General features: G+C 56.6%; 21 protein-coding genes. 9 read left to right on the top strand and 12 right to left on the bottom strand.

Annotated elements, in window-relative coordinates:
• The first annotated feature begins 225 nt into the window (after positions 1-225).
• Positions 226-1659 carry an arabinose-proton symporter AraE gene (gene araE / locus C3406_RS06140; protein ID WP_255410166.1) on the top strand — a complete coding sequence of 478 codons (1434 nt, stop codon included), beginning with the start codon at positions 226-228 and terminating at the stop codon, positions 1657-1659.
• A 73-nt stretch (positions 1660-1732) separates the two neighbouring features.
• Here araE and C3406_RS06135 read toward each other — a convergent pair whose 3' ends face one another.
• The 6 genes from C3406_RS06135 to C3406_RS06110 all read right to left on the bottom strand — a co-directional run bounded on the left by C3406_RS06135 (position 1733) and on the right by C3406_RS06110 (position 8027).
• Positions 1733-2860 carry an oligogalacturonate lyase family protein gene (locus tag C3406_RS06135; RefSeq protein WP_103822752.1) on the bottom strand — a complete coding sequence of 376 codons (1128 nt, stop codon included), beginning with the start codon at positions 2858-2860 and terminating at the stop codon, positions 1733-1735.
• A gap of 67 nt (positions 2861-2927) precedes the next feature.
• A complete protein-coding gene (locus tag C3406_RS06130; protein WP_103822751.1) occupies positions 2928-4217 on the bottom strand; it encodes an ABC transporter substrate-binding protein in 1290 nt (429 codons plus the stop codon).
• Between the two features lie 13 nt (positions 4218-4230).
• Positions 4231-5358: an ABC transporter ATP-binding protein gene (locus C3406_RS06125; protein WP_103822750.1), complete on the bottom strand. Its 1128-nt coding sequence runs from the start codon at positions 5356-5358 to the stop codon at positions 4231-4233.
• 12 nt (positions 5359-5370) lie between these two features.
• Positions 5371-6273, bottom strand: a complete 903-nt coding sequence (locus C3406_RS06120; RefSeq protein WP_103176849.1) for a carbohydrate ABC transporter permease — start codon at positions 6271-6273, stop codon at positions 5371-5373.
• The gene (locus C3406_RS06115; protein ID WP_103822749.1) at positions 6266-7156 is read right to left on the bottom strand and encodes a carbohydrate ABC transporter permease; all 891 of its coding nucleotides are present in this window, start codon (positions 7154-7156) and stop codon (positions 6266-6268) included. Before C3406_RS06115 ends, C3406_RS06120 begins: the two co-directional genes overlap by 8 nt.
• A 547-nt stretch (positions 7157-7703) precedes the next feature.
• The gene (locus C3406_RS06110) at positions 7704-8027 is read right to left on the bottom strand and encodes a cupin domain-containing protein (protein ID WP_039029883.1); all 324 of its coding nucleotides are present in this window, start codon (positions 8025-8027) and stop codon (positions 7704-7706) included.
• Positions 8028-8164: 137 nt separating this feature from the next.
• Between C3406_RS06110 and C3406_RS06105 the strand changes: the two genes are divergently transcribed.
• Positions 8165-8857 carry an aspartate/glutamate racemase gene (locus C3406_RS06105; RefSeq protein WP_103822748.1) on the top strand — a complete coding sequence of 231 codons (693 nt, stop codon included), beginning with the start codon at positions 8165-8167 and terminating at the stop codon, positions 8855-8857.
• On the opposite strand, the gene C3406_RS06100 is transcribed toward C3406_RS06105, so the two are convergent.
• Positions 8844-9782, bottom strand: coding sequence for a LysR family transcriptional regulator (locus C3406_RS06100; protein WP_103822958.1), 939 nt, complete (start codon positions 9780-9782; stop codon positions 8844-8846). The two genes, C3406_RS06105 and C3406_RS06100, sit on opposite strands and share 14 nt — an antisense overlap.
• Before the next feature lie 119 nt (positions 9783-9901).
• Between C3406_RS06100 and lysA the strand changes: the two genes are divergently transcribed.
• Positions 9902-11164 carry a diaminopimelate decarboxylase gene (gene lysA / locus C3406_RS06095; RefSeq protein WP_103822747.1) on the top strand — a complete coding sequence of 421 codons (1263 nt, stop codon included), beginning with the start codon at positions 9902-9904 and terminating at the stop codon, positions 11162-11164.
• Here the strand turns inward: lysA and C3406_RS06090 are convergent.
• On the bottom strand, positions 11134-12171 hold the full coding sequence (locus C3406_RS06090) for a LacI family DNA-binding transcriptional regulator (RefSeq protein ID WP_103822746.1): 1038 nt from the start codon (positions 12169-12171) through the stop codon (positions 11134-11136). The genes lysA and C3406_RS06090 overlap by 31 nt on opposite strands.
• A 291-nt stretch (positions 12172-12462) precedes the next feature.
• On the opposite strand from C3406_RS06090, the gene C3406_RS06085 reads away from it, so the two are divergent.
• From C3406_RS06085 to C3406_RS06070, 4 genes are all read left to right on the top strand, one after another.
• Positions 12463-13800: a PTS sugar transporter subunit IIC gene (locus tag C3406_RS06085; RefSeq protein ID WP_103822745.1), complete on the top strand. Its 1338-nt coding sequence runs from the start codon at positions 12463-12465 to the stop codon at positions 13798-13800.
• Positions 13797-15224: a glycoside hydrolase family 1 protein gene (locus C3406_RS06080; protein ID WP_103822744.1), complete on the top strand. Its 1428-nt coding sequence runs from the start codon at positions 13797-13799 to the stop codon at positions 15222-15224. Before C3406_RS06085 ends, C3406_RS06080 begins: the two co-directional genes overlap by 4 nt.
• Positions 15225-15314: 90 nt before the next feature.
• Positions 15315-16088, top strand: coding sequence for a GntR family transcriptional regulator (locus C3406_RS06075; protein ID WP_103822743.1), 774 nt, complete (start codon positions 15315-15317; stop codon positions 16086-16088).
• On the top strand, positions 16085-16561 hold the full coding sequence (locus tag C3406_RS06070) for a GNAT family N-acetyltransferase (protein WP_103822742.1): 477 nt from the start codon (positions 16085-16087) through the stop codon (positions 16559-16561). The genes C3406_RS06075 and C3406_RS06070 overlap by 4 nt, the downstream gene beginning before the upstream one ends.
• Here the strand turns inward: C3406_RS06070 and galR are convergent.
• Entirely contained in the window at positions 16522-17538 is a 1017-nt protein-coding gene (gene galR, locus C3406_RS06065) for an HTH-type transcriptional regulator GalR (protein WP_103822741.1), read from the bottom strand. The genes C3406_RS06070 and galR overlap by 40 nt on opposite strands.
• A gap of 621 nt (positions 17539-18159) precedes the next feature.
• On the opposite strand from galR, the gene aas reads away from it, so the two are divergent.
• Together aas and lplT are read left to right on the top strand one after the other, a co-directional pair.
• On the top strand, positions 18160-20319 hold the full coding sequence (gene aas / locus C3406_RS06055) for a bifunctional acyl-ACP--phospholipid O-acyltransferase/long-chain-fatty-acid--ACP ligase (RefSeq protein WP_103822740.1): 2160 nt from the start codon (positions 18160-18162) through the stop codon (positions 20317-20319).
• Positions 20312-21505, top strand: coding sequence for a lysophospholipid transporter LplT (gene lplT / locus C3406_RS06050; RefSeq protein ID WP_103822957.1), 1194 nt, complete (start codon positions 20312-20314; stop codon positions 21503-21505). Before aas ends, lplT begins: the two co-directional genes overlap by 8 nt.
• 141 nt (positions 21506-21646) lie before the next feature.
• Here the strand turns inward: lplT and C3406_RS06045 are convergent, their stop codons facing one another.
• The 3 genes from C3406_RS06045 to mutH all read right to left on the bottom strand — a co-directional run bounded on the left by C3406_RS06045 (position 21647) and on the right by mutH (position 23844).
• Positions 21647-22687, bottom strand: coding sequence for an NADP(H)-dependent aldo-keto reductase (locus C3406_RS06045; RefSeq protein ID WP_103180970.1), 1041 nt, complete (start codon positions 22685-22687; stop codon positions 21647-21649).
• A 116-nt stretch (positions 22688-22803) separates the two neighbouring features.
• Positions 22804-23022, bottom strand: coding sequence for a YgdI/YgdR family lipoprotein (locus tag C3406_RS06040; protein WP_039029896.1), 219 nt, complete (start codon positions 23020-23022; stop codon positions 22804-22806).
• Between the two features lie 129 nt (positions 23023-23151).
• Entirely contained in the window at positions 23152-23844 is a 693-nt protein-coding gene (mutH, locus tag C3406_RS06035; protein WP_103822739.1) for a DNA mismatch repair endonuclease MutH, read from the bottom strand.
• Positions 23845-24191: the final 347 nt, after the last annotated feature.

The following is a 24191-nucleotide window of genomic DNA, read 5'->3' as shown; positions in this document are numbered from 1 at the left end:
ATTCAAAAAAGAGAAAAATCCATAAGCATTTTACGAAAATTGCATGGATCACACATTTACCATCCAGAAATCAGTTGATTAACAATAATTGAGTAATTTTTACCCTTCTTTTAAAGTGTAATGTCCATCACAGATCGAACCCTGCCAGCTGATATATCCATATTTTCACGTTTTACGACCTGACACTTTTTCAGGGTTTCTCGTAATTTCGATTAACGTCTTACGCTGTTCAGGCAGGAAAATATGACATCTATAAATGACTCTACCTTTATGCCCCGCGCCCTTCGCGATACCCGAAGGATGAATATGTTTGTTTCTGTTTCCGCGGCGGTGGCCGGTTTACTGTTTGGGCTGGATATCGGCGTTATTGCCGGTGCGTTACCCTTTATCACCGATCACTTTACGCTCAGCAATCGCCTGCAGGAGTGGGTGGTGAGCAGTATGATGCTGGGCGCAGCGGTGGGAGCCTTGTTCAATGGCTGGCTCTCGTTCCGGCTGGGGCGGAAATACAGCCTGATGGTCGGCGCCATTCTCTTTGTCGCCGGCTCGATAGGATCCGCTTTCGCCACCAACGTGGAGGTGCTGTTGCTCTCGCGCGTCCTGCTGGGCGTGGCGGTGGGGATTGCCTCCTATACCGCTCCCCTTTATCTGTCAGAGATGGCGAGCGAGGACGTGCGCGGCAAAATGATCAGCATGTACCAGCTGATGGTGACCCTTGGAATTGTGCTGGCCTTTCTTTCTGATACATATTTCAGCTACAGCGGCAACTGGCGCGCCATGCTGGGTGTACTGGCATTACCGGCAATAGTGCTGATTGTGCTGGTGATTTTTTTGCCCAACAGTCCACGTTGGCTGGCGCAAAAAGGGCGCCACGTCGAAGCGGAAGAAGTGCTGCGGATGCTGCGCGACACCTCCGAGAAAGCGCGTGAAGAGCTGAACGAGATCCGCGAAAGCCTCAAGCTTAAGCAGGGCGGCTGGTCGTTGTTCAAAGTCAACCGCAACGTGCGTCGCGCGGTATTCCTCGGCATGCTGTTGCAGGCGATGCAGCAGTTTACCGGCATGAACATCATCATGTATTACGCGCCACGTATTTTTAAAATGGCCGGATTCACCACCACCGAGCAGCAGATGATCGCCACACTGGTGGTGGGGCTGACCTTTATGTTTGCCACCTTTATTGCGGTATTTACCGTCGATAAAGCGGGCCGTAAGCCTGCCCTTAAAATTGGTTTCAGTGTGATGGCGCTGGGGACGCTGATCCTGGGCTACTGCCTGATGCAGTTTGATAACGGTACGGCGTCCAGCAGCTTATCCTGGTTGTCCGTGGGTATGACGATGATGTGCATTGCCGGTTACGCGATGAGTGCCGCGCCGGTGGTGTGGATCCTCTGCTCTGAAATTCAGCCACTAAAATGCCGCGACTTTGGGATCACCTGTTCCACCACCACGAACTGGGTGTCGAACATGATCATTGGCGCCACCTTCCTGACCCTGCTGGATGCGATCGGCGCGGCGGGAACCTTCTGGCTTTATACGGTGCTGAACGTGGTCTTTATTGGCATCACCTTCTGGCTGATCCCGGAAACGAAAGGTGTCACCCTGGAGCATATCGAGCGCAAGCTGATGACAGGGGAGAAGTTACGCAATATTGGGGTATAGCAGATTGCCCGGCAGCACTTGCCGGGCATGGGGTTTTGTAGGCCGGGTAAGGCGTAGCCGCCACCCGGCTTTTTTACACCCGGGCGAGATAGAGCGCCGGCATCCCTTCTTCGTCGGAGGTGTACAGCACCCACTGATTATCCGGTGAAAACGACGGATGCGGATGGGTCACCTGGCGGTCGCCGTCCAGCACTTTCCAGCTGGTGTTGTGCTGGCAGATGGCGGTTTGCGTGCCTTTGGCAATATCGAACACCCAGATAAAGGGATCGTTCAGGCTGATATCACCGGTGTTGTGTGGCGCACCATCGCCGACGATCAGCGACCCGTCGTGGTTACTCATCAGATGGGAGCAGGGCGGGATCGCCATCAGCTGGCGGTTTTCCAGGGTGGCGGGATCGGCGCTGAACAGATAGCGCTGAGGATCGTTCTCCTTGTGCGCCACGTAATAGAGTGCGGAGCCGTCCGGCACCCAGAATTCGTGGGTAAAGCTCTCCCCCTCAGCATGCTGGCGCACCTTGCGCAGATTGCTGCCATCTTCGTTAATCAGCCACATGCGGGCGTCGATCGCATCGCGTGGCCCTTCGTGACAAAACGCCACGGTATTGTCGTCAAAAGGACGGTAGATCGGGTGTCCGAGCCAGCGCTTTTCCTGCAAAATCACGCGGCGCTCGCCGGTTTGCAGGTCGATATTGATCAGGCGACATTCCGGATTGGTAAAGTAAAATGCGCGGAATTTGCTCCAGTCGGTGAGCGGCTGCCAGTCGCTTTTTTTAATCTCGATACCCACCAGCTTCGTGCAGTCCGAGTTCGCCACCCAGGTACCGTAGGCGACCCATTCGTCATCGGCCTCATAGACCACATACTCTTCCAGACTCTCGAGGTCGACGCGCCGCAGTTCGCGGCTGTTTTTCACATACCACAGCGAGCGATCGTCCGTGGAGAGGAAGCCGCCAAAGGTGTTATCTCCGGCGCCGTCGGTAAGTTGGGTTGCCTGTTGCTGCGCAATGTCCAGCAGGTAGTAGTTCCAGTGGCCCTCAAAGGCACCACCAAAGATGAGCTTGCTGCCATCGCGGGTAAAGCATTTCTGATAGAAGTAGTTACGGTGACAGATGATGTGCGGCGGCGTCAGCCGTATCACCTCATGTCCGGTTTCACTGTCCTGACGAGGCCGAAAACTCAGGGGAATGATTTTTCCTTTCATAATATGTTCCTTCAGATAAAAAAATACCCCACCGCAGTCGCGGCAGGGTATTGATAACGTATGGGAATTAGCGCATTGCGCGTTTCAGGATACGTTCAGCCTGACGCTGGAAATCAGCAGCCGTCTCTTCAACGGTTTTCTGGCCATAGTCGATGTACTGCAGCGAAGTACCGAACTGCGCCACGATCTGCGGGTCATCGAAGTATGGCGACACAGAGAGTTTCGCTGGCAGAGATTGCGCCAGACGCAGACCCGCAACCGCCGGATCGTCCTCTTTGATAGCGCCGTTTTCGGTCAGGTATTTCACCGCTACTTTGCTCAGCGGTACGCCACGCTCCAGGCCCAGCGTCTCAACGCCTTCTTTGCTGTTCAGCAGGAAGTTGATCACTTTCGCGGCCGCTTCCGGGTTCTTGGTCGATTTACCGATAGAGAGCATCTGTGCTGGTTTGAAGAACAGACCGGCATCGGTTGCGCCCGGCAGCATTGGGTAGCTGCCCAGCTCCAGCTTCGCTGGTGGCTTCAGGTTGTCGGAATATTTTTTGATGGTGGAGTTCCACATGTAGGTGCCGCCCCATTCACCCTCGATCCACGGCTTCATCTCATACATGTTGCTCTTACCGAACGACGCATAGTACTTGGTGTCCGGCATCACATGGCTGTCGATCAGCTTTTTATAGGTCTGGAAGAACTCAACCCACTGCTCTTTGGTGTAGGAGAATTTTTTCGCCTTCTCGTCCACCGCCGGGATGTTGTACTTCTGGATCATGTAGGAGTTCAGCAGCGCCAGGGTATCCTGATGCTCGAGAATAACCGGGTAGTACTGTTTTCCCAGCTTGCTCTCAAAGGCTTTACCCGCCGCCATCAGCTCATCCCAGGTTTTCGGGTATTCGACGCCCGCTTTTTTCCAGGTTTCATCGTTGAAGTAGAAGACGCGCGCGGTCACGGAGATCGGAATACCGTTCAGCTTGCCGTTGACCGTGGTCGACTGCAGCTCTTTTGGATCGAACTGGGACAGATCGATCACATCCTTCATTTTGTTCAGATCGTAAAAGCCGTCGCCGGTTTTAGAGAAGATCGGCAGCCAGTTCCAGTTGGTCTGCATCACGTCCGGCTCGGTGCCGCCCGCAATCTGCGTGGTCAGACGCGACAGGTGACCATCCCAGCCGGTGTATTCCGACTTCACGTTAATGTCCGGGTTCTGTTTGTGGAACTCTTCCAGGGCTTTCAGTGTGACCTGGTGACGGCCATTGCCGCCCCACCAGGACATACGCAGATCGGTGCTGTCCGCAGCAAAAGTGGGTAGGGCACTCATTCCAAAGGTAGCGGAGATAACGGCGCTTAAAAGCACTTTTTTCATTTTTATAACTCCATTAAAGAGAGATGTTCTGTTCAGTTTTTGCGTCAAAAATATGACACTTATTCATATCAAACTTAAAGTAAACCTTACGGTGAAGGCCCTTGTTGATCATGGGTTTAGCTTCATCGGAAGGAATTCGGGCTGTCAGTTCGTACTCGCCAACTTTCAGGTATACAAAGAATTCATGGCCCATATTTTCGGCGCGGACCATCTCACCGGTGCAGCAACCTTCAGCGAACGGCTCATCGGAGATAGAGACAAAATCAGGGCGAATGCCGTAGAAAATCTCCTTATCCGCGTGGCCGGCCACTTTCTCTTTCAGCTCCGGGCTTAACGGCATGGTCTGGTTGCCGATGGTCAGGGAGAGTTGACCATCCTGTTGCACCAGCTTGCTGGCGCGGATGTTCATCTCCGGTGAGCCGATAAAGCCCGCGACGAACATGTTTTTCGGTTTGTGATACAGGTTGTCCGGGGTATCTACCTGCATGATGTGGCCGAGCTTCATCACGCAGATGCGGTCGCCCATGGTCATCGCTTCGGTCTGGTCGTGCGTCACGTAGACGGTGGTCGCCGGTTTGCCGGAAGCCTTCAGCTGCTTGTGCAGATCCGAAATACGGATACGCATCGAGGCACGCAGTTTGGCGTCGAGGTTGGAGAGCGGTTCGTCGAACAGGAACACGTCTGGCTTTTTCACAATCGCGCGGCCGACGGCCACACGCTGCGCCTGACCACCTGAAAGCTGGCGCGGCAGGCGGTCGAGCAGCTCTTCCAGCTCAAGGATTTTTGCCGCTTCGTTAACCTGGGTCTCAATCTGCGCTTTAGGCAGCTTGCTCAGCTTCAGGCCGAAGGCCAGGTTTTCCCGCACGGTCATGTGTGGGTAGAGCGCATAGTTCTGGAACACCATCGCAATCCCGCGCTCTTTTGGCGCGAGGTTGTTAACGATCTTGTCCCCGATACGCACTTCACCGCCGCTGATGGTCTCCAGACCGGCCAGCATACGCAGGGTAGTGGACTTCGCGCAGCCGGAAGGGCCGACGATAACCATGAACTCACCTTCAGCGATTTTCAGGTCGATAGCATGTACCGCTTTGAAGCCGTTGGAGTAGACCTTTTCCAGTTTGTTGAAAATAACTTCAGCCATGATATTTCCCTCTTAACCTTTAATTCCGCTGCTGGTTACGCCCTGTACGAAGTAGCGCTGTGCCAGGAAGAAGACAATGATGGATGGCAGGATGGAGATGCTCGCCATTGCCAGAATTTCGTTCCACGGCGCCCCTTCGGTGACGTCGATGGACATTTTCAGAGCCAGTGCAATCGGGTATTTATCCACGCTGTAGACATAAATCAGCGGCCCGATAAAGTCGTTCATTGACCACATGAACTGGAACAGCGCCACGGAGATGATGGCTGGCTTCAGGATTGGCACCACCACGTACCACAGCACCTGAATAGAGTTACAGCCGTCAATCTGCGCCGCCTCTTCCATGTCACGCGGTACGCCGCGCAGGAACTGGATCAGCATGAAGACGAAGAACCCTTGCGTGGCGAAGGCCAGCGGCAGGTAGAGCGGCATATAGCTGTTCAGCATGCCCATTTCACGGAACATCAGGTACTGCGGGATCAGCAGTACGGTGCTTGGCAGCAACATGGTGGTAATCAGCGTCGCGAACCAGAACTTCTTCCACGGGATCTCGAAGCGGGCAAAGCCGTACGCCACGATGGTGGAGGAGATAATGGTCAGGATCACTTTCGGGATTACATACTTAAAGGTATTCAGCATGTAATGGCCGAAGTTGTACTCAGTACCGGTTTTCCAGCCGTTTACAAAGCCGTCCCAGGTGGCGTGTGCGGGCCACAGGCTGAGGGTGGTGAAGATCTCGTGGTTCGGTTTGAACGACGCCGAGAACATCCACACCAGCGGATAGAGCATCAGCAGGCCAACAAACAGCAGGATCACATAGCGAATGGTGGCGCTAATTTTTTCACGACGCTGAGTACGCGCCACTTCACGCTCTGCGATGCTTCTCGCCGTGGAGAGTTGTTGAATATCAGCCATTTTTGCCTCCCTTATCGGCGGAGTAGAAGACCCAGTATTTCGAAGACTTAAAGGCGATAGCGGCAAAGACAGCGACCACCAGGAACAGGATCCAGGCCAGCGCAGCGCCGTAACCCATGTCAAAGTACTTAAATGCGGTATCGTAGATGTAAAGTGAGAACAGGTAGGTGGAGTAGGTTGGTCCACCGCCGGTAATAACATACGGACCGGTAAATTCCTGGAACGCCTGGGTGGTCTGCATGATGAAGTTGAAGAAGATAACCGGCGTGATCAGCGGCACGGTCACTTTCATGAACATCTGCCATTTGGAGGCACCGTCAATCATCGCCGCTTCGTACTGCGACTGCGGCACGTTCTGCAGGGCAGCCAGGAAGATCACCATTGCAGAGCCGAACTGCCAGACGCGCAGCAGGGTCACGGACATCAGCGCCAGAGACGGCTCGCCGAGCCAGTTCACCGCGTCGAAACCAAAGACGCCAATGAAGCTGTTAAGCAGGCCATCGATCGCGAACAGCGCACGCCACAGAACGGCAATGGCAACGGAGCTGCCGAGAATAGACGGAATATAATAAGCGGTACGGAAGAAGCCGATGCCGCGCAGTTTAAAGTTCAGAACAAACGCAATACCCAGCGCAAAGGCCAGCTTCAACGGGATAGTCAAAAATACGTAGGCAAAGGTCACGCCCATGGATTTCCAGAAGAGGGTATCTTCCGTAAACATGTAGCGATAGTTTTCTACGCCGTTAAATACGGGCGGGCTCATCAAATCGTACTCAGTAAAACTGAGGAAGAAAGATGAAACAAAGGGGAAAGCGGTGAAGAGTATCAACCCAATTATGTAGGGTGATATCCAGGCCAGCCCCAGCATCTTGTTTTCATTCATACATACCTACCTGGTAATTAATGGTTTAAAACGGAATCTGCCCGGCTCTGCCCGCTTAACAGCAAGCGAACAGCGGAATGCGTCTGGTGCGAAATTTCACTGCGGTATCTCCTTCTACCTGTTTATGAGTGCCGGTAATGCCGGGCGCATCCTGCCCGGTTAAGCAATTTTTTAAATCTTATGAACCACCGTTTTCAATTTGTAAAACGACGTTTTAATTTATTTTATTGTGATTTAAATCCACGTCATTCGATAAATAGTGGAAATGTGATCAAGGTCGAAACAGCGTTTCAATAAGGTGAGATGGGTGGCATTTTTATCGGTATGCGCGAAAAAATGAGGGAAGAGGGCCAGCTAAACGAGGACTTAGCTCACATATTCTGGGAATTATTGATAGCAGATACAAACTACTAATATTTGTAGCAAAACTGTAACATGAGAAGTAAGGTAGCGAGGATATAATTAACTTATTGAATGATTCTTCGCGGAAATAAAGTGAATTGCACTTAAGAAGAAAAAGGCGATGCCCGCGCATCGCCCTATTTTTTTATTTGAGGAAATCTTCACGAACCGGGGTGAAGGTATCCAGCAGTGTACCCGGTTTCAGGCAAACGCAGCCGTGCATAATATGCGGCTGCTTATAAAGCGTATCCCCGGCGGTCACCACATGCTTTTCTTCGCCGATGGTAAATTCAAACTCACCGGACAAAACATAGGTCAGCTGCTCATGGGGATGGTTATGCATTGGGCCAACGGCGCCTTGCTCAAAATTGACCTCTACCGCCATCATTTTGCCATCGTGCGCCAGAATACGGCGTGTCACGCCATTACCCAGATCTTCAAGCTGCGTCTCTTTATGGAAAATAAACATGCTCATGTCCTGTTATATAGTGAAACATCGTTTCATTTAATTTATCCCAGAGCCAGCTAAAAGGAAATGTTGAACCAGAGAACTGGAAACTCGATCACAAGTTTGCTTCACTGGATGAAACCGGAAAGGAGAGCAAGATGAAAACGATTGGCCTGTTGGGAGGAATGAGCTGGGAGTCCACCATTCCCTATTATCGTCTGATCAACGAAGGGGTAAAACAGCGCCTCGGGGGATTACACTCGGCCAGCCTGCTGCTGCACAGCGTCGATTTTCATGAAATCGAAGCCTGCCAGTCCAGCGGCGACTGGGGAAAGGCGGGAGAGATCCTGGCGGAGGCAGCACTGGGCTTGCAGGGTGCCGGGGCGCAGGCCATTTTGCTCTGCACCGACACCATGCACAAAGTCGCTGAGCAGATTGAAACCCGCTGTTCCCTGCCGTTCCTGCATATCGCCGATGCCACCGGGCGGGCGATTACCGCGGCGGGCATGAACCGCGTGGCGCTGCTGGGTACGCGCTATACCATGGAGCAGGATTTTTACCGCGGGCGGCTGGCGGCGCAGTACGGCATCGAGAGCCTGATCCCGGACGAGGCGGACCGGGCCTGGATCAATCAGATCATCTTTGAAGAGCTGTGTCTCGGCACCTTTAGCGAGACGTCACGCCACTACTACCTCAGCGTGATCCGCAAGCTCGCCGATCGAGGGGCGCAGGGGGTGATCTTTGGCTGCACCGAGATTGGCCTGCTGATCCCGGCGGATGAAAGCCCGATCCCGGTGTTCGATACCGCCGCGATCCACGCCGCCGATGCGGTGGAATTTATCCTTTCGTAACGGGCGAGGCTAAAAGCTGTTCCAGCGGGTCGGTGATCGCCGCCAGCCCCTGTTGCAGATGCGCGCTGAAAGCGTCCACCAGCGCCGAGGCCGGGCGGTGCAGCGGGCGGATCAGGCTCACCGTAAACGGCACCGAGATACTGAAGCGGCGAATAACAATCCCGCTGTCGGCATAATCCAGCGCCGTCAGCGGATTGACCACCGAAATCCCCACCCCTGCGCGCACCATCGCACAGATGGAGGCCGCGCTGTGCGTCTCCACCACCATGCGTCGCTTCACCTGATGTTCGGCAAAAAGCTGGTCCAGTAGCTGGCGATAACTGTCGGTGCGCGAGAGGCTGATGTAGTTCTCGCCCTGAAAATCACCCGGCGTCAGCACCGCTTTTGCGGCGAGGGGATGGCTGGCGGGCAGGACGCATACCTCATCTAAGGACAGCAGCTCGTGACGCGCGGTACCCGCTGGGGTCGCCAGGGTTTCGGTCAGGCCGAGATCGTGACGCTGGGCCGAGAGCCACTCCTCCAGCAGGGGCGACTCCTGGGGCACGATGGTCAGGTTCACGTCCGGGTAGCGGGCAAGAAACGGCTGTAGCAGGGCGGGTAAAAACGACTGGGAGAAGACCGGCAGGCAGACGACGGAGAGCTCGCCCTGGCGAAACTCTCGAAGGCTGTCGGCGGCGCTGACGATGCGGTCCAGCCCGTACCAGGAGCGCTGCACCTCTTCGAAGAGCCGCAGCCCCTGCACCGTAGGGTGCAGCCGCCCGCGGGTGCGCTCGAACAACGTCAGGCCGATCACCTTCTCGAAGCGCGCCAGCTCGCGGCTCACCGTCGGCTGCGAGGTGTGCAGCAGGCGTGCGGCTTCGGTCAGGTTCCCGGCGGTCATCACCGCGTGGAAAATCTCAATATGGCGTAAATTTACAGCGGGCATGGCAGCAACCTGGTTGAACATAATCCATATCATTTTTGCATAGAGTGGCGATAAAACGATATTTTTTATTCTCTTCGCGCTGTGGCGTAATCATAAAAAACGTATTCCCGGAGAGCACCATGCCACGCCCGCTGAACAACACCGATACCGATCTCAATGCCGACAATTTGCTGCGCCTGCCTGCCGAGTTTGGCTGCCCTGTCTGGGTGTACGACGCGCAGATCATCCGCGACAAAATTGCCGCCCTGTATCAGTTCGACGTGGTGCGCTTTGCCCAGAAAGCCTGCTCCAACATCCATATTCTGCGCCTGATGCGCGAGCAGGGCGTCAAGGTTGACTCCGTGTCGCTGGGTGAAATCGAGCGTGCGCTGGCGGCGGGATACGATCCACAGATCGATAGCGATGCGATTGTCTTTACCGCTGACCTGATTGACAGCGCCACCCTGGCGCGGGTGCATGAGCTGCAGATCCCGGTCAACGCCGGTTCTGTGGACATGCTGGAACAGCTCGGTCAGGTGTCGCCGGGCCATCGCGTCTGGCTGCGGGTGAACCCGGGCTTTGGTCACGGCCACAGCCAGAAGACCAATACCGGCGGCGAAAACAGCAAACATGGCATCTGGTACAGCGATCTCCCTGTGGCACTGACCGTACTGCAACGCTATAACCTGAAGCTGGTGGGCATTCATATGCATATCGGCTCCGGCGTGGATTACGGTCACCTTGAGCAGGTGTGCGGCGCCATGGTGCGCCAGGTGATTGAGTTTGGTCAGGATCTGGAGGCGATCTCCGCGGGCGGCGGGCTGTCGATCCCCTATCGTGAAGGGGAAGAGGCGATCGATACCGATCACTACTACGGCCTCTGGAATGGCGCCCGCGACAAAATCGCCGCCCATCTCGGCCACCCGGTGAAGCTGGAGATCGAGCCGGGGCGTTTCCTCGTCGCCGAATCGGGCGTTCTGGTGTCGCAGGTGCGCAGCGTGAAGGCGATGGGCAGCCGCCATTTCGTGCTGATCGATGCAGGCTTCAACGATCTGATGCGCCCGGCCATGTACGGCAGCTACCACCACATTTCGGCGCTGGCTGCCGATGGCCGCGACTTATCTCAGGCCGATCTCGTGGAGACGGTGGTGGCCGGGCCGCTGTGCGAATCCGGGGATGTGTTTACCCAGCTGGAGGGCGGAAAAGTGGAAACCCGCGCGCTGCCGCCGGTTGTACCGGGGGATTATCTGGTGCTGCACGATACCGGCGCATACGGCGCGTCTATGTCATCTAACTACAACAGCCGTCCGCTGCTGCCGGAAGTGCTGTTCGATAAGGGCGCGGCGCGGCTGATCCGCCGCCGCCAGACCATTCAGGAACTGCTCGCCCTCGAACTGTTCTGATCGCACCAGGGTCCCGTCGCCACCGAATCGCGTAACACCAGCGTGCCGGTGAAGGGCGGGATCGCTTCGATAGGCTCGTTTTTGACCAGCCGGATGGCCTGATCGATAGCGGTGGTGATCATGTTGTCGATGGGCAGATAGACGGTAGAGAGCCCCGGCTCCAGCCACTTCGCACAGGGTGCGTCATCGAAGCCGAACAACGACACATCCTGTGGAATGCGCAGCCCGGCCTGGTGCAGCGCCTTCGACGAGCCCAGCGCCATATCGTCGTTACAGGCAAACAGGGCGCTGAACGTCACCTTCTCGTTCAGCAGCTCCTGACACAGCTCGTATCCGCGCGTCATTCCCGAATCGCCATACTTCACCCGGTTCTCATCCCAGGGAATGCCGTGCTTCTCCAGCGCCTTGCGATAGCCCGTCAGCCGCGCCTTGCCGGTAGGGGTGTGGATCGGCACGGTTATGCAGGCGATCTCCCGGTGCCCCTGGCTTATCAGGTACTCCACCGCGTTGAAGGCCGCCTCCTGCTGCTCGAAGAAGACGCAGCGCTCCCGCGCCTGGCTGACGTCACGGTTGATCACGATAAGCGGCATCTGCACGCTGTTGATGAGCTTCATGATCGCTTTTTCGCTCATGTAGCGGGTGTAGAGCACGATGGCATCGCACTGGCGATCGGCCAGCATCTGCACCGCTTCCTCTTCCCGCTCCGGGGTGTCGTGACCGTCGGTGACAATCAGCTGCTTGCCGTGCGTTTCGGTCTGTCTTGAGGCCTGCTGCAGCAGGCGACCAAAGTAAAAACCGTCAAAGGTTGAGACCACCAGACCAATGCTGTTGCTGGTCCGGTTCGCCAGCGATCGCGCCAGGAAATTGGGGCGATAGCCCAGCTCTTCCATCGCGTTAAACACCTGCTGACGGGTGCTCTCTTTTACCTGACCTGTGCCGTTCAGTACGCGCGATACGGTGGCTTTCGACACGCCCGCACGCAGTGAGACATCCAGCATTGTTGCCATTCGATATTCCTGCTTCCACGTTATGCACGGAAGTTTATCACAGACGTTCAGAGGCATAAGCCGGGCGGGAGGGTGAAACCCCCATCACGATCACGCTTTCCGGCAACAGATGAGGGAGTAACGACAAGTGGCATACCAAAGTGATGATAAATCATACTCCGGGATACCTCTTATCGCGTTGGGAGCTTAATCACAGAACAAATCTTTACCAGAAGCTATTTTTGGTATGCCAATAGAAGCCGGCTGAACACCTAAATCCCAATAAAGGCCCTTTTACTGAGGTACTACCCTATGGCATTACAGGAAAAACTGATCAACTCTCTGGGCAGTTTCGCCACAAAGTTTAACAGTTATCGCTATATCATGGCGATAAAGTCCGCCTTCATCACCTTAATGCCGGTCATCATTGTTGGCGCATTTTCGGTGCTGATCTCCAACATGGTGCTGGATCCGAAAAACGGCTTAGCCAGCTTTGAGTCGCTTTCGTTTCTCGCCACGCTGAAACCGATCACCAGCGCCCTGAACTACGCCACGCTCAACTTCCTCAATATTGGGGCCGTGTTCCTGATCGGCATTGAGCTGGGGCGCATCAACGGCATTAAGTCGCTGTTCCCGGGGCTGCTGGCGGTGATCTGCTTTATCTGCGTCACCCCGACCACCGTTGAGATGATGGTCGATGGCGAAATGCACATGGTTAAAGATGTGCTCCTGCGCCAGTTCTCGGATACCCGCAGCCTCTTCCTCGGCATGTTTATCGCCATCCTGTCGGTAGAGATCTACTGCTGGCTGGAGGGGCGTCCGGGATTGAAAATCAGAATGCCGGACACCGTGCCGCCAAACGTCTCGGCCTCGTTCTCGGCCCTGATCCCAGCGATCATCACCACCACTACCATTGCCACCTTCGGCTTTGTCTTCCATCAGCTCACCGGCATGTATCTCTACGATGCGGTATACCAGGTGGTGCAGCAGCCGCTTGAGCGGGTAGTGCAAAGCCTGCCGGGGATCCTGCTGCTAATGTTCGTGGCCCAGCTCTTCTGGGTGATAGGGATCCACGGCAACCAGATGATCAAACCGATCCGCGAGCCGCTGCTGCTGGGGGCGATCACCGTCAACATGAGCGCTTTTGAGCAGGGCAAAGAGATCCCGAACATCATCACCATGCCGTTCTGGGATGTCTATATGAGCATCGGCGGCTCGGGTCTGACCATCGGCCTGCTCGTCGCGGTGATGATCGGCACCAAACGCAAAGAGATGAAGGAGATCGCCAAGCTCTCCATCGGCCCGGGGATCTTTAACATCAACGAGCCGGTGATCTTCGGTATGCCAATCATGCTCAACCCGATTCTGGCGATCCCGTTCATCATCACCCCGCTGGTGAACGGCACCATCGGCTACTTCGCCACCGTCACCGGCTTTGCCGGCAAAGCGGTGGTGATGGTGCCCTGGACCACGCCGCCGCTGATCAACGCCTGGCTCTCTACCGCCGGGTCGATGGGCGCGGTCGTAACCCAGCTGGTCTGCATTATCACCGCCGTACTGATCTATCTGCCGTTTGTGAAGATCGCCTCCCGCCGGGCAGAGCAGGCCGCGATGCAGGCCGCGAACCAGGAGGCGACGAATAACGCATGAGCATTAAACAGATGGCTATCCCCGAGGGGTTTATCCTTGGGGCCGCGGCCTCCGCCTGGCAAACCGAGGGCTGGAGCGGCAAAAAAGCCGGGCAGGATTCCTGGATCGATCTCTGGTACAAAAACGATCGTCAGGTGTGGCACAACGGCTACGGCCCGGCGGTGGCGACTGACTTTATCAACCGCTTCCGTGAAGATGTGGCGCTGATGAAGCAGGCGGGGCTGACCCACTACCGCACCTCCATCAACTGGTCGCGTTTTCTTACCGACTACGAAAACGCCACCGTTGATGAGGAGTACGCTGCGTATTACGATGCCCTGTTTGCCGAGATGCACCGGCAGGGCATTGAGCCGATGATCTGCTTCGAGCACTACGAGCTGCCGGGCACATTGCTGGAAACCTACGGCGGCTGGGCGTCGAAGCATGTGGTCGAGCTGTTCACCCGCTATGCTGAACAGGTCTTTGCCCGCTATCACCACGTGGTGAAGCGCTGGTTTACCTTCAACGAGCCGATTGTGGTGCAGACCCGGGTATACCTCGACGCCCTGCGCTGGCCCTATGAGCAGAACACCCATACCTGGATGCAGTGGAACCACCACAAAGTGCTGGCGACGGCGAAGGTGGTGAAGCTGTTCCGCGAGAAGGGCTACAGCGGCAGCGTAGGCTGCATTCTCAATCCGGAAGTCACTTATCCTCGCTCCCGGGCCGCCCACGACATAAAGGCTGCGGAGATCTACGATCTGTTCTACAACCGGGTGTTCCTCGATCCGCTGGTGCATGGGCGTTATCCCCAGGAACTGTTGACCCTGCTGGAAAAACATCAGGTGCGGTGGGAGTACAACGATGACGAACTGGCCCTGATTGCGGAAAACACCGTCGATGAGCTGGGGATCAACCTCTATTACCCGCACCGGGTGAAGGCGCCGTCCCGGGCCTGGCATCCCGAGACGCCGTTCCATCCGGCATACTACTACGAGCCGTTTGACCTGCCGGGGCGAAGGATGAACCCCTCCCGCGGCTGGGAGATCGCCCCGCGCATCATCTACGACATGGCGATGCGCATCAAAAACGACTACCGCAATATCGACTGGTTCGTGGCCGAAAGCGGGATGGGGGTGGAAAACGAAGGCCAGTACCGTAACCGCGATGGCATCATCGAGGACAACTACCGCATCAACTTTATCAGCGAACACCTCTATTACACGCTGCTGGCGCGGGAGGAGGGGGCCAACTGCCACGGTTACATGCTGTGGGCCTTTACCGATAACGTCTCGCCGATGAACGCCTTTAAGAACCGCTACGGCCTGATTGAGATCGATCTGGCGGACAACCGCGCCCGACGCCCCAAAAAATCGGCCAGCTGGTTCCGGCAACTGCGCGATAAGCGCGTGCTGACCCTGACCATTGATGATGAATGGAAGTAGGCGAAGAGTGCGACGCTTCTGGTAACATAGGGCACAAACTGGCCGGGAAGCTGCCCGGCCCGCGCATTAACTCTCAGTACAGGTGATAACGTGGATAAGGCTGTCGTCCCGGCGGAAAAGAAGCAGTACCAGGAGATTGGCGAGGATTTACGCGCCCAGATCGTCCAGGGGCACTATCCCGTGGGCTCACGTCTGCCGCCGGAGCGCAACATTGCGGAAACCTACGGCGTCAGCCGTACCATCGTGCGTGAGGCGCTGCTGATGCTGGAGCTACAGGGCACCGTGGATATTCGCCAGGGTTCCGGCGTCTACGTGATGCGCATTCCTGAAGAGCATGAGAACGAGGAAGAGCGCTTCTTTCACAGCGACGTTGGCCCGTTCGAGATTTTGCAGGCGCGCCAGCTGCTTGAAAGTAACATTGCCGCCTTTGCTGCGAAGATGGCGACCCGGGCAGATATCGACAACCTGCGTCGCATTATCGAGCAGGAGCAGCGGGCGATTGCCGCCAACGACAACAGCCAGGACAACAGTAAGATGTTCCACCTGGTGCTGGCGGGGGCCACGCAGAACCAGATGCTGCTGGCGACCGTAGAGAGCGTCTGGCACCACATGGACAGCAGCCCGCTCTGGCAGCAGTTCAACGCCCATATCGCCAGCCGGGCATATCGCCTGAAGTGGCTGGGCGACAGACAAACCATCCTCGCCGCCCTGCGCCGTCGTGACGTGATGGGTGCCTGGCAGGCGATGTGGCAGCATCTGGAAAATGTCAAAAAGAGCCTGCTGGAGCTCTCCGACGAGGACGCCCCTGACTTTGACGGCTACCTGTTTGAGTCGGTACCCCTTTTCCAGGGGAAACTGATGTGATTATTCAACCGCTGTACGCGGCTCCGCATCACGCGGAGCAGGTGATTGACTGGCTGTGGCAGGCTTTTGGTGATGGACTGTCGCGTGACTTTTTTGCCAGCGTCGTGACCTATAGCCAGACCCCCGGCGCGCTGCCGCTCACCTTTATTGCTACCGAAGGGAAACGCCTGCTCGGCACGGTGGGACTTTGGCGCTGCGATCTGATTACCCGCCAGGATCTCCATCCCTGGCTGGCAGCGCTGTATGTGGACGACGCGGCGCGCGGACAGGGGCTGGCGGGGAAGTTACAGCGGCACGTTCAGCGCTACGCCGCAGAGAGCGGCTTTAGCGAACTGCATCTCTGGTCTGCCTGCCGCGATTTTTATGAGCGCTACGGCTGGCATTACATCGGTGACGGTCTGGAGTACCCGGACAAAACCGTTCATCTCTACCGCTATTCGCTGGCGGACTCTGCCGGCGGCACAACGGAGTGACGGCGCACCAGCGTCGGGCTGAATAGGTGGGTGATCTCCGGCGGCTGGCGTTTATCCGCCAGTGACAGCGCCAGCTCCGCCGCCTGGGTCGCCATGGTGACGATAGGATAGCGCACCGTGGTCAGGCGCGGGCGCACATAGCGGGAGATGAGAATGTCATCGAAGCCAATCAGCGAAATATCCCCCGGCACGTCAATGCCGTTATCGTTCAGCACCCCCATCGCCCCGGCGGCCATCGAGTCGTTGTAACAGGCGATCGCCGTAAAGTTACGCCCCCGTCCCAGCAGCTCGGTCATCGCCTGCTCGCCGCCGCGCTCGTCAGGTTCACCATAAGTGACCAGGCGATCGTTGCAGGGCAGGTCATTCTCACGCAGCGCATCGTAATAACCCTGCAGCCGATCTTCGGCATCCGAAATGGGGTGGTTGGAGCAGAGATAGCCGATACGGGTATGCCCCTGCTGGATCAGATGGCGGGTGGCAAGCCAGGCGCCGTAGCGATCGTCCAGCGCCACGCAGCGCTGTTCATAGCCGGGAATAATGCGGTTCACAATCACCATGCCGGGGATCTGCTTCATCAGATGGACTAACTCGTCATCCGGCAGCTTTTTGGCATGCACCACCAGCGCCGCGCAGCGATGGCGGATCAGCTGCTCAATCGCCTGACGCTCTTTCTGCTCGTTGTGGTAGCCATTGCCGATCAGCAGAAAATTACCGGTCTGGTAGGCGACCTGCTCGACGGCTTTGACCATCGCGCCGAAAAAGGGATCGGAGACATCGCCCACCACCAGCCCGACGGTATCGGTAGACTGCTGAGCCAGCGCCCGGGCGTTGGCGTTGGGGTGATAGTTCAGGGATTCCATGGCGGTCAGCACCGCCTGGCGGGAGGTTTCACTGGCTTTCGGAGAGTTGTTGATCACACGTGAAACCGTGGCGACGGAAACACCCGCCAGTCGGGCCACATCCTTTATTGTCGCCATTCTCTACCTTCTTGTTAGGGTAAGCGTTTACACACTCAATAGTGTTGCGGAAAAGTGAGGTGTATTCAAGCGCAGGGCGGTGAGGCAATTCACAAAGGTGAGAAACACCGGCGGAAACGGTGTAATCGTTACACAGCGAAGCGTGACAGAAGAGGGTGAATTTGAATCTTTGGTTACACTTTGCCTCAGGCTGTTGCGATTGTCTGCTGGCGGGGGTTTGGGCCGCGTTGCTACATTTGAGATCCCAGAGGTATTGATAGGTGAAGTTGACCCCGGGTTAACTGACACGCTTTACACCAGCCTGCGTTCTTACGCAGGTTTTTTTTGCTTGTTGTTCAACATGTAACAGCCAGGGAGAAAATTCACACCTGGTTGCACTTCGGCTCATTCCCTTGCTTTTTTGCGCTGGTGAAGTCGAGGGCCCGGAGCCACAATCAAGATCCCAGAGGTATTGATTGGTGAGAATTCTTAGTACGTACTGCGTACTCATCTCTTGCACCAACCTGCGCAGATGCGCAGGTTTTTTTTTGTCCCTATCCGGTTGTCGCTCCCACCGCACTTCTCGTGTAATCTGCCACAATTTACCGTAACCCGGCTAATTGAAAAGCAAAGGGAGTTGAAATGCTATTTGGGTTTTTCCGCACACTGTTTCGTATCCTCTTTCGCGTCCGTCTGACTGGCGACACCCAGGCTCTGCACGCTGAACGCGTTATTATTACCCCCAACCATGTCTCTTTTATTGACGGCATTCTGCTGGCGCTGTTTTTACCCGTGCGCCCGGTCTTTGCGGTCTACACCTCCATCAGCCAGCAGTGGTACATGCGCTGGCTGTCGAGCGTGATTGAGTTCGTTCCGCTCGATCCCACCAAACCGATGATGATCAAACATCTGGTGCGTCTGATCGGGCAGGGACGCCCGGTGGTGATCTTCCCGGAAGGGCGCATCTCCATCACCGGCTCGCTGATGAAAATTTATGACGGCGCGGGCTTTGTGGCGGCGAAATCGGGCGCGACGTTAGTGCCGGTGCGCATTGAAGGCGCGGAGCTGACCTTTTTTAGCCGCCTGAAAGGACTGGTGAAGCAGCGCCTGTTCCCGCGGATTACCCTGCATCTGCTGCCGCCAACCACCTTGCCGATGCCCGATGCGCCCCGCGCCCGCGACCGACGTAAGATCGCCGGGGAGATGCTGCATCAGATCATGATGGAAGCCCGCATGGCGGTGCGTCCGCGTGAAACGCTGTATGAGTCGCTGCTGACGGCGATGTACCGTTATGGCGCGAAGAAAAACTGCATCGATGACATCAATTTTGCGCCTGATACTTATCGCAAGCTGCTGACCAAGACGCTGTTTGTCGGCCGTATTCTGGAGAAATACAGCCAGCAAGGGGAGAAGATTGGCCTGATGCTGCCGAACGCCGGGATCAGCGCGGCGGTGATCTTTGGCGCCGTCTCCCGTGGCCGTGTCCCGGCCATGCTCAACTACACCGCAGGGGGGAAAGGGCTCAGCAGCGCTTTCACCGCCGCGCAGATCAAGACCGTCTTCACCTCACGCACGTTTCTTGATAAAGGCAAACTCTGGCATCTGCCGGAGCAGCTTACTCAGGTACGCTGGGTCTTTCTGGAAGATCTTAAGGCGGAGGTCACCCTCGGCGACAAGCTGTGGATCTTTGCTCACCTGCTGATGCCGCACCTGGCGCAGGTTAAACAGCAGCCGGAAGATGCCGCCGTGATCCTCTTTACCTCCGGCTCGGAGGGGAACCCGAAGGGGGTGGTTCACAGCCACAAAAGCCTGCTGGCTAACGTCGAGCAGATAAAGACCATCGCCGACTTTACCGCCCGGGATCGCTTTATGTCGGCGCTGCCGCTGTTTCACTCCTTTGGCCTGACGGTGGGGCTGTTTACGCCGCTGCTGACCGGTGCCGAAGTATTCCTCTACCCGAGCCCGCTGCACTATCGCATCGTGCCGGAGCTGACCTATGACCGTAACTGTACGGTGATCTTCGGCACCTCGACCTTCCTTGGCAACTACGCCCGTTTTGCCAATCCGTATGATTTCCATCGCGTGCGCTACGTGGTGGCCGGGGCGGAAAAATTGCAGGAGAGCACCCGCCAGCTGTGGCAGGACAAATTTGGTCTGCGCATTCTGGAGGGCTACGGCGTCACCGAGTGCGCGCCGGTGGTCTCTATTAACGTGCCGATGGCGGCCAAACCGGGAACGGTAGGACGCATTCTGCCGGGAATGGATGCCCGTCTGCTCGCTGTGCCGGGCATTGAAGAGGGCGGACGTCTGCAGCTGAAAGGGCCGAACATCATGAACGGCTATCTGCGGGTGGAAAATCCGGGCGTGCTGGAAGCGCCAACGGCGGAAAACGCCAACGGCGAGGTGGAGATCGGCTGGTACGACACTGGCGATATCGTGCGCTTCGATGACCAGGGCTACGTGCAGATCCAGGGGCGGGCGAAGCGCTTCGCCAAAATCGCCGGTGAAATGGTCTCGCTGGAGATGGTGGAGCAGCTGGCGCTGGGGGTATCCCCTGACAAAATGCACGCCACCGCGGTGAAGGCCGACGCCAGTAAAGGTGAAGCCCTGGTGCTCTTTACCACCGACAGCGAACTGAAACGCGAGCGACTTCTGCAACAGGCGCGCGAACATGGCATCCCTGAACTGGCTGTGCCGCGTGATATTCGTTATCTCAAGCAACTTCCGGTGCTGGGCAGCGGTAAACCGGATTTTGTCACCCTGAAAGGCATGGTTGAACAGGCGGAGCCGCATGATGAGTGAGTCAGTACCTACTAACACATCCATCTGGTCGAAAGGGATGATGGCGGTTATCGCCGCCCAGTTTCTCTCTGCCTTTGGTGATAACGCGCTGCTGTTTGCCACTCTGGCGCTGCTTAAAGCTCAGTTTTACCCGGACTGGAGCCAGCCGATCCTGCAGATGGTGTTTGTGGGCGCTTACATCATTTTTGCCCCTTTTGTCGGCCAGGTGGCGGACAGCTTCGCCAAAGGGCGGGTGATGATGTTTGCCAACAGCCTGAAACTGCTGGGGGCGGCGAGTATCTGCTTTGGCGTCAATCCGTTTGTGGGCTATACGCTGGTGGGCGTCGGAGCGGCAGCCTACTCCCCGGCTAAATATGGCATTCTCGGGGAACTCACCACCGGCGATAAGCTGGTGAAAGCCAACGGGCTGATGGAGGCCTCCACCATTGCGGCGATCCTGCTGGGCTCGGTAGCCGGCGGCGTGCTGGCGGACTGGCACGTGCTGGCGGCGCTGGGGGTCTGTGCCGTGGTGTATGGCGGGGCGGTGATTGCCAACCTGTTTATCCCGAAACTGCCGGCGGCGCGTCCGGGGCAGTCCTGGCGCTTTACGCCGATGACCGCCAGCTTCTTTAACGCCTGTCGCGTACTGTGGCGTAACGGCGAAACCCGTTTCTCACTGATGGGCACCAGCATGTTCTGGGGTGCAGGGGTGACGCTGCGCTTCCTGCTGGTGCTCTGGGTGCCGACGGCGCTGGGCATTACCGATAACGCCACGCCGACCTATCTCAACGCCATGGTGGCGGTGGGGATCGTGCTGGGCGCGGGGGCCGCGGCGAAGCTGGTGACGCTGCAAACCGTCGCCCGTTGCATGCCTGCCGGGGTCCTGATCGGCCTGGTGGTGCTGATCTTCGCCCTGCAACATGCGCTGTTGCCTTCCTATGCGCTGCTCTTCCTGATGGGGATCTGCGGGGGCTTCTTTGTGGTGCCGCTGAACGCGCTGCTCCAGGAGCGCGGGAAGCATACCGTCGGCGCGGGAAATGCCATCGCGGTGCAAAATCTCGGCGAAAACGCCGCCATGCTGCTGATGCTCGGTCTTTACTCGCTTGCGGTGAAGGTGGGCGTGCCTGTAGTGGGCATTGGCGTCGGGTTTGGCGGACTGTTTGCGGTGGCGATAGCGGCGCTGTGGGTGTGGCAGCGTCGGCGATGATGTGGCGGCGGCTACGAAATCCGCCTTTGACCTTGTAGGCCCGGCAAGCGAAGCGCCGCCAGAGCGACAGGTCGGGTGGCGGCTTCGCCTTACCCGACTTGTGAAACTAAAAAGGCAACTGTCGTTGCCTTTTTGCGTTTATTACGGCGCCGGATAGGTATATACCTGATGCACCGCCTCAATTTCCGCTAACACCTCTTCGCTCAACTCCAGATGGAAGCTTTCGATATTCGTTTTCAGCTGCTCCATGGTGGTCGCGCCCAGCAGGGTGCTGGCGACAAACGGCTGACGGCGCACAAAGGCCAGCGCCATCTGCGCCGGATCGAGCCCGTGACGTCTGGCGATATCGACATAGGCTGCCACCGCTTTTTGCGTCTGCTCGCCGCTGTACCGGGTAAAGCGGCTAAAGAGGGTATTACGCGCTCCCGCCGGTTTTGCGCCGTTAAGATACTTACCGGTCAGCGTACCAAAGCCCAGGCAGGAGTACGCCAGCAGCTCAACGCCTTCATACTGGCTCACCTCCGCCAGACCCACTTCGTAGCTGCGGTTCAGCAGGCTGTACGGGTTCTGAATGGTCACGATACGCGGCAGGTCGTGCTTGTCCGCCAGGTGCAGATAACGCATCACGCCGAACGCCGTTTCGTTAGAGACGCCGATGTAGCGGATTTTGCCCGCGCGCTGGCACTCGGTTAACGCTTCCAGGGTTTCCAGCAGCGTGACGACTGGGGCACTGTCGCTCCAGCTGTAGCCCAGTTTGCCAAAGCAGTTTGTTGCGCGCTGCGGCCAGTGAACCTGATAGAGATCGAGATAATCGGTCTGCAGACGCGTCAGGCTGGCGTCCAGCGCGGCGCGGATGTTTTTACGATCGAGGACCTGATTCGGGCGAATGCCGCTGTCGTTATTGCGGGAGGGGCCGCTGACCTTGGAGGCGACAATCAGCTTTTCGCGATTACCGCGCTTTGCCAGCCAGTTGCCGACGTAGGTTTCAGTTAAGCCCTGCGTTTCAGGACGTGGCGGAACCGGGTACATTTCCGCGACATCAATCAGGTTAATGCCCTGGCTGACGGCGTAATCGAGTTGTGCATGGGCATCGGCTTCGCTATTTTGTTCACCAAATGTCATCGTGCCCAACCCCAGTTGGCTTATCTCAAGAGCGCTATGGGGGATACGGTGATAATGCATAGCCGGCTTCCTTATTTGACATGTTATCTGCGTCAGGAAATTCCCGACAAAGGACTATAAACATGACAGAGGGGAAGGGAAAAATCAAAAGGCCAGCAAGCCGCTGACCTTTATTATTATCTTTCTATAATCTGTGAAACTTCGTCGCGGTTAATCTGCATATTGTTACCCTGCTGATCGCGGTAGCTGACCAGCCCGGTATCATCGTCGACTTCGGGTTTGCCGTCGGTCAGAATCATACGACCATCTTTGGTCGCCATGACGTAGTCGCTGCTACAACCAGAAACGGCAAACGCTAAACCAACTGCCGAGATTATCACTGCCCATTTCTTCATTCTTGTTACCTCCGCCTGGCTCGTGTTAGTTATCAGTGTAGTAATAACTCTGCCGTTGTTTTTCTGAAAGTGGTCAATTCTGAAAAAACAGGGAAATGTGTGATAAAAAGCAACATTCTGGCTAAAAAGTCAGGTATTCAGAAGAAAGTGACGTGCCAGTAACGCGCCCGTGAAGTTTTTTTTCAAATAAAAGCCCCGAGGCAGGGTGAGGATCGGTTCTCCGCGTGCGCCAATGGCCTCGGTGAGCGCTTTACTGTTTGCGGCTTTTGGCCGTAGCTGGAGCACCTCGCCGTGGCGGGCAGTGATGCGCTCAACCTGACCCAGGACGATCATGTCCATCAACTCCTCCCAGTCCAGACGCAGCTGACGATCCTCTTCTTCGTTCGGGCTCCAGATCAACGGCGCCCCGACGCGACGGGCGGCCAGCGGGATCGCGCGATCCCCCTCAACCGGGATCCACAGCACGCGTTTCAGCTTATGCCGCACGTGACTGCTCTCCCATGTGATCCCCGTATTGCCGGTTAGCGGCGCCACGCAGACAAACGTCGTCTCCAGGGGGCGGCCTGCGCTGTCGATGGGGATGGTCTTGAGCTCCACCCCTAAGGCGGCAAAATCCTGTTCAGGCTTACTGCCCGCGCTGGCACCCAGCCACAGCTCCAGCAGAACGCCTGTCCAGCCTTTATCGCGCTTAAGATCGGGCGGAATGGGCAGGCCTGCCAGGGCAGCGAGTTCACCCAGCGAATAGCCCGCCAGACGCTGCGCTTGTTGTAGTAACACCGCTTCTGTAGCAGGAGGCGAAGAGAGGGGAGCGAGGGGAAGCATGATAATTGCCTTTTGGTTAAAAAATGAACAGCAGTTTTCCACCGCACTGAGAGAGTTTATCTTTTTCTTTTTGCATGTGCCAGGTTAATGATTTATATGTATTTTTATGGGCATTTTCCCCTGCGCTGCCAGTCGGTTATCCAGGTTGTCCAAATCTGGTCACTGACAATAAACAGGATCTTACACCCAGTTATCCACAGAAAAATGGGATAACTGGGAATAACCCCCACTACTGTTTCCATTTACAGCCTTGACGCGCGACGAAAATCGAAAATTCAGACAAAATGTGCCTAACTTATTGGCACAATCTGTGGATAAAACCGACGTTGCTCGATCTTTCATCAGCA

Source organism: Leclercia sp. LSNIH8 (assembly GCF_002920195.1).
Classification (GTDB): domain Bacteria; phylum Pseudomonadota; class Gammaproteobacteria; order Enterobacterales; family Enterobacteriaceae; genus Enterobacter.
This window is presented reverse-complemented; position numbering and strand designations above follow the sequence as displayed.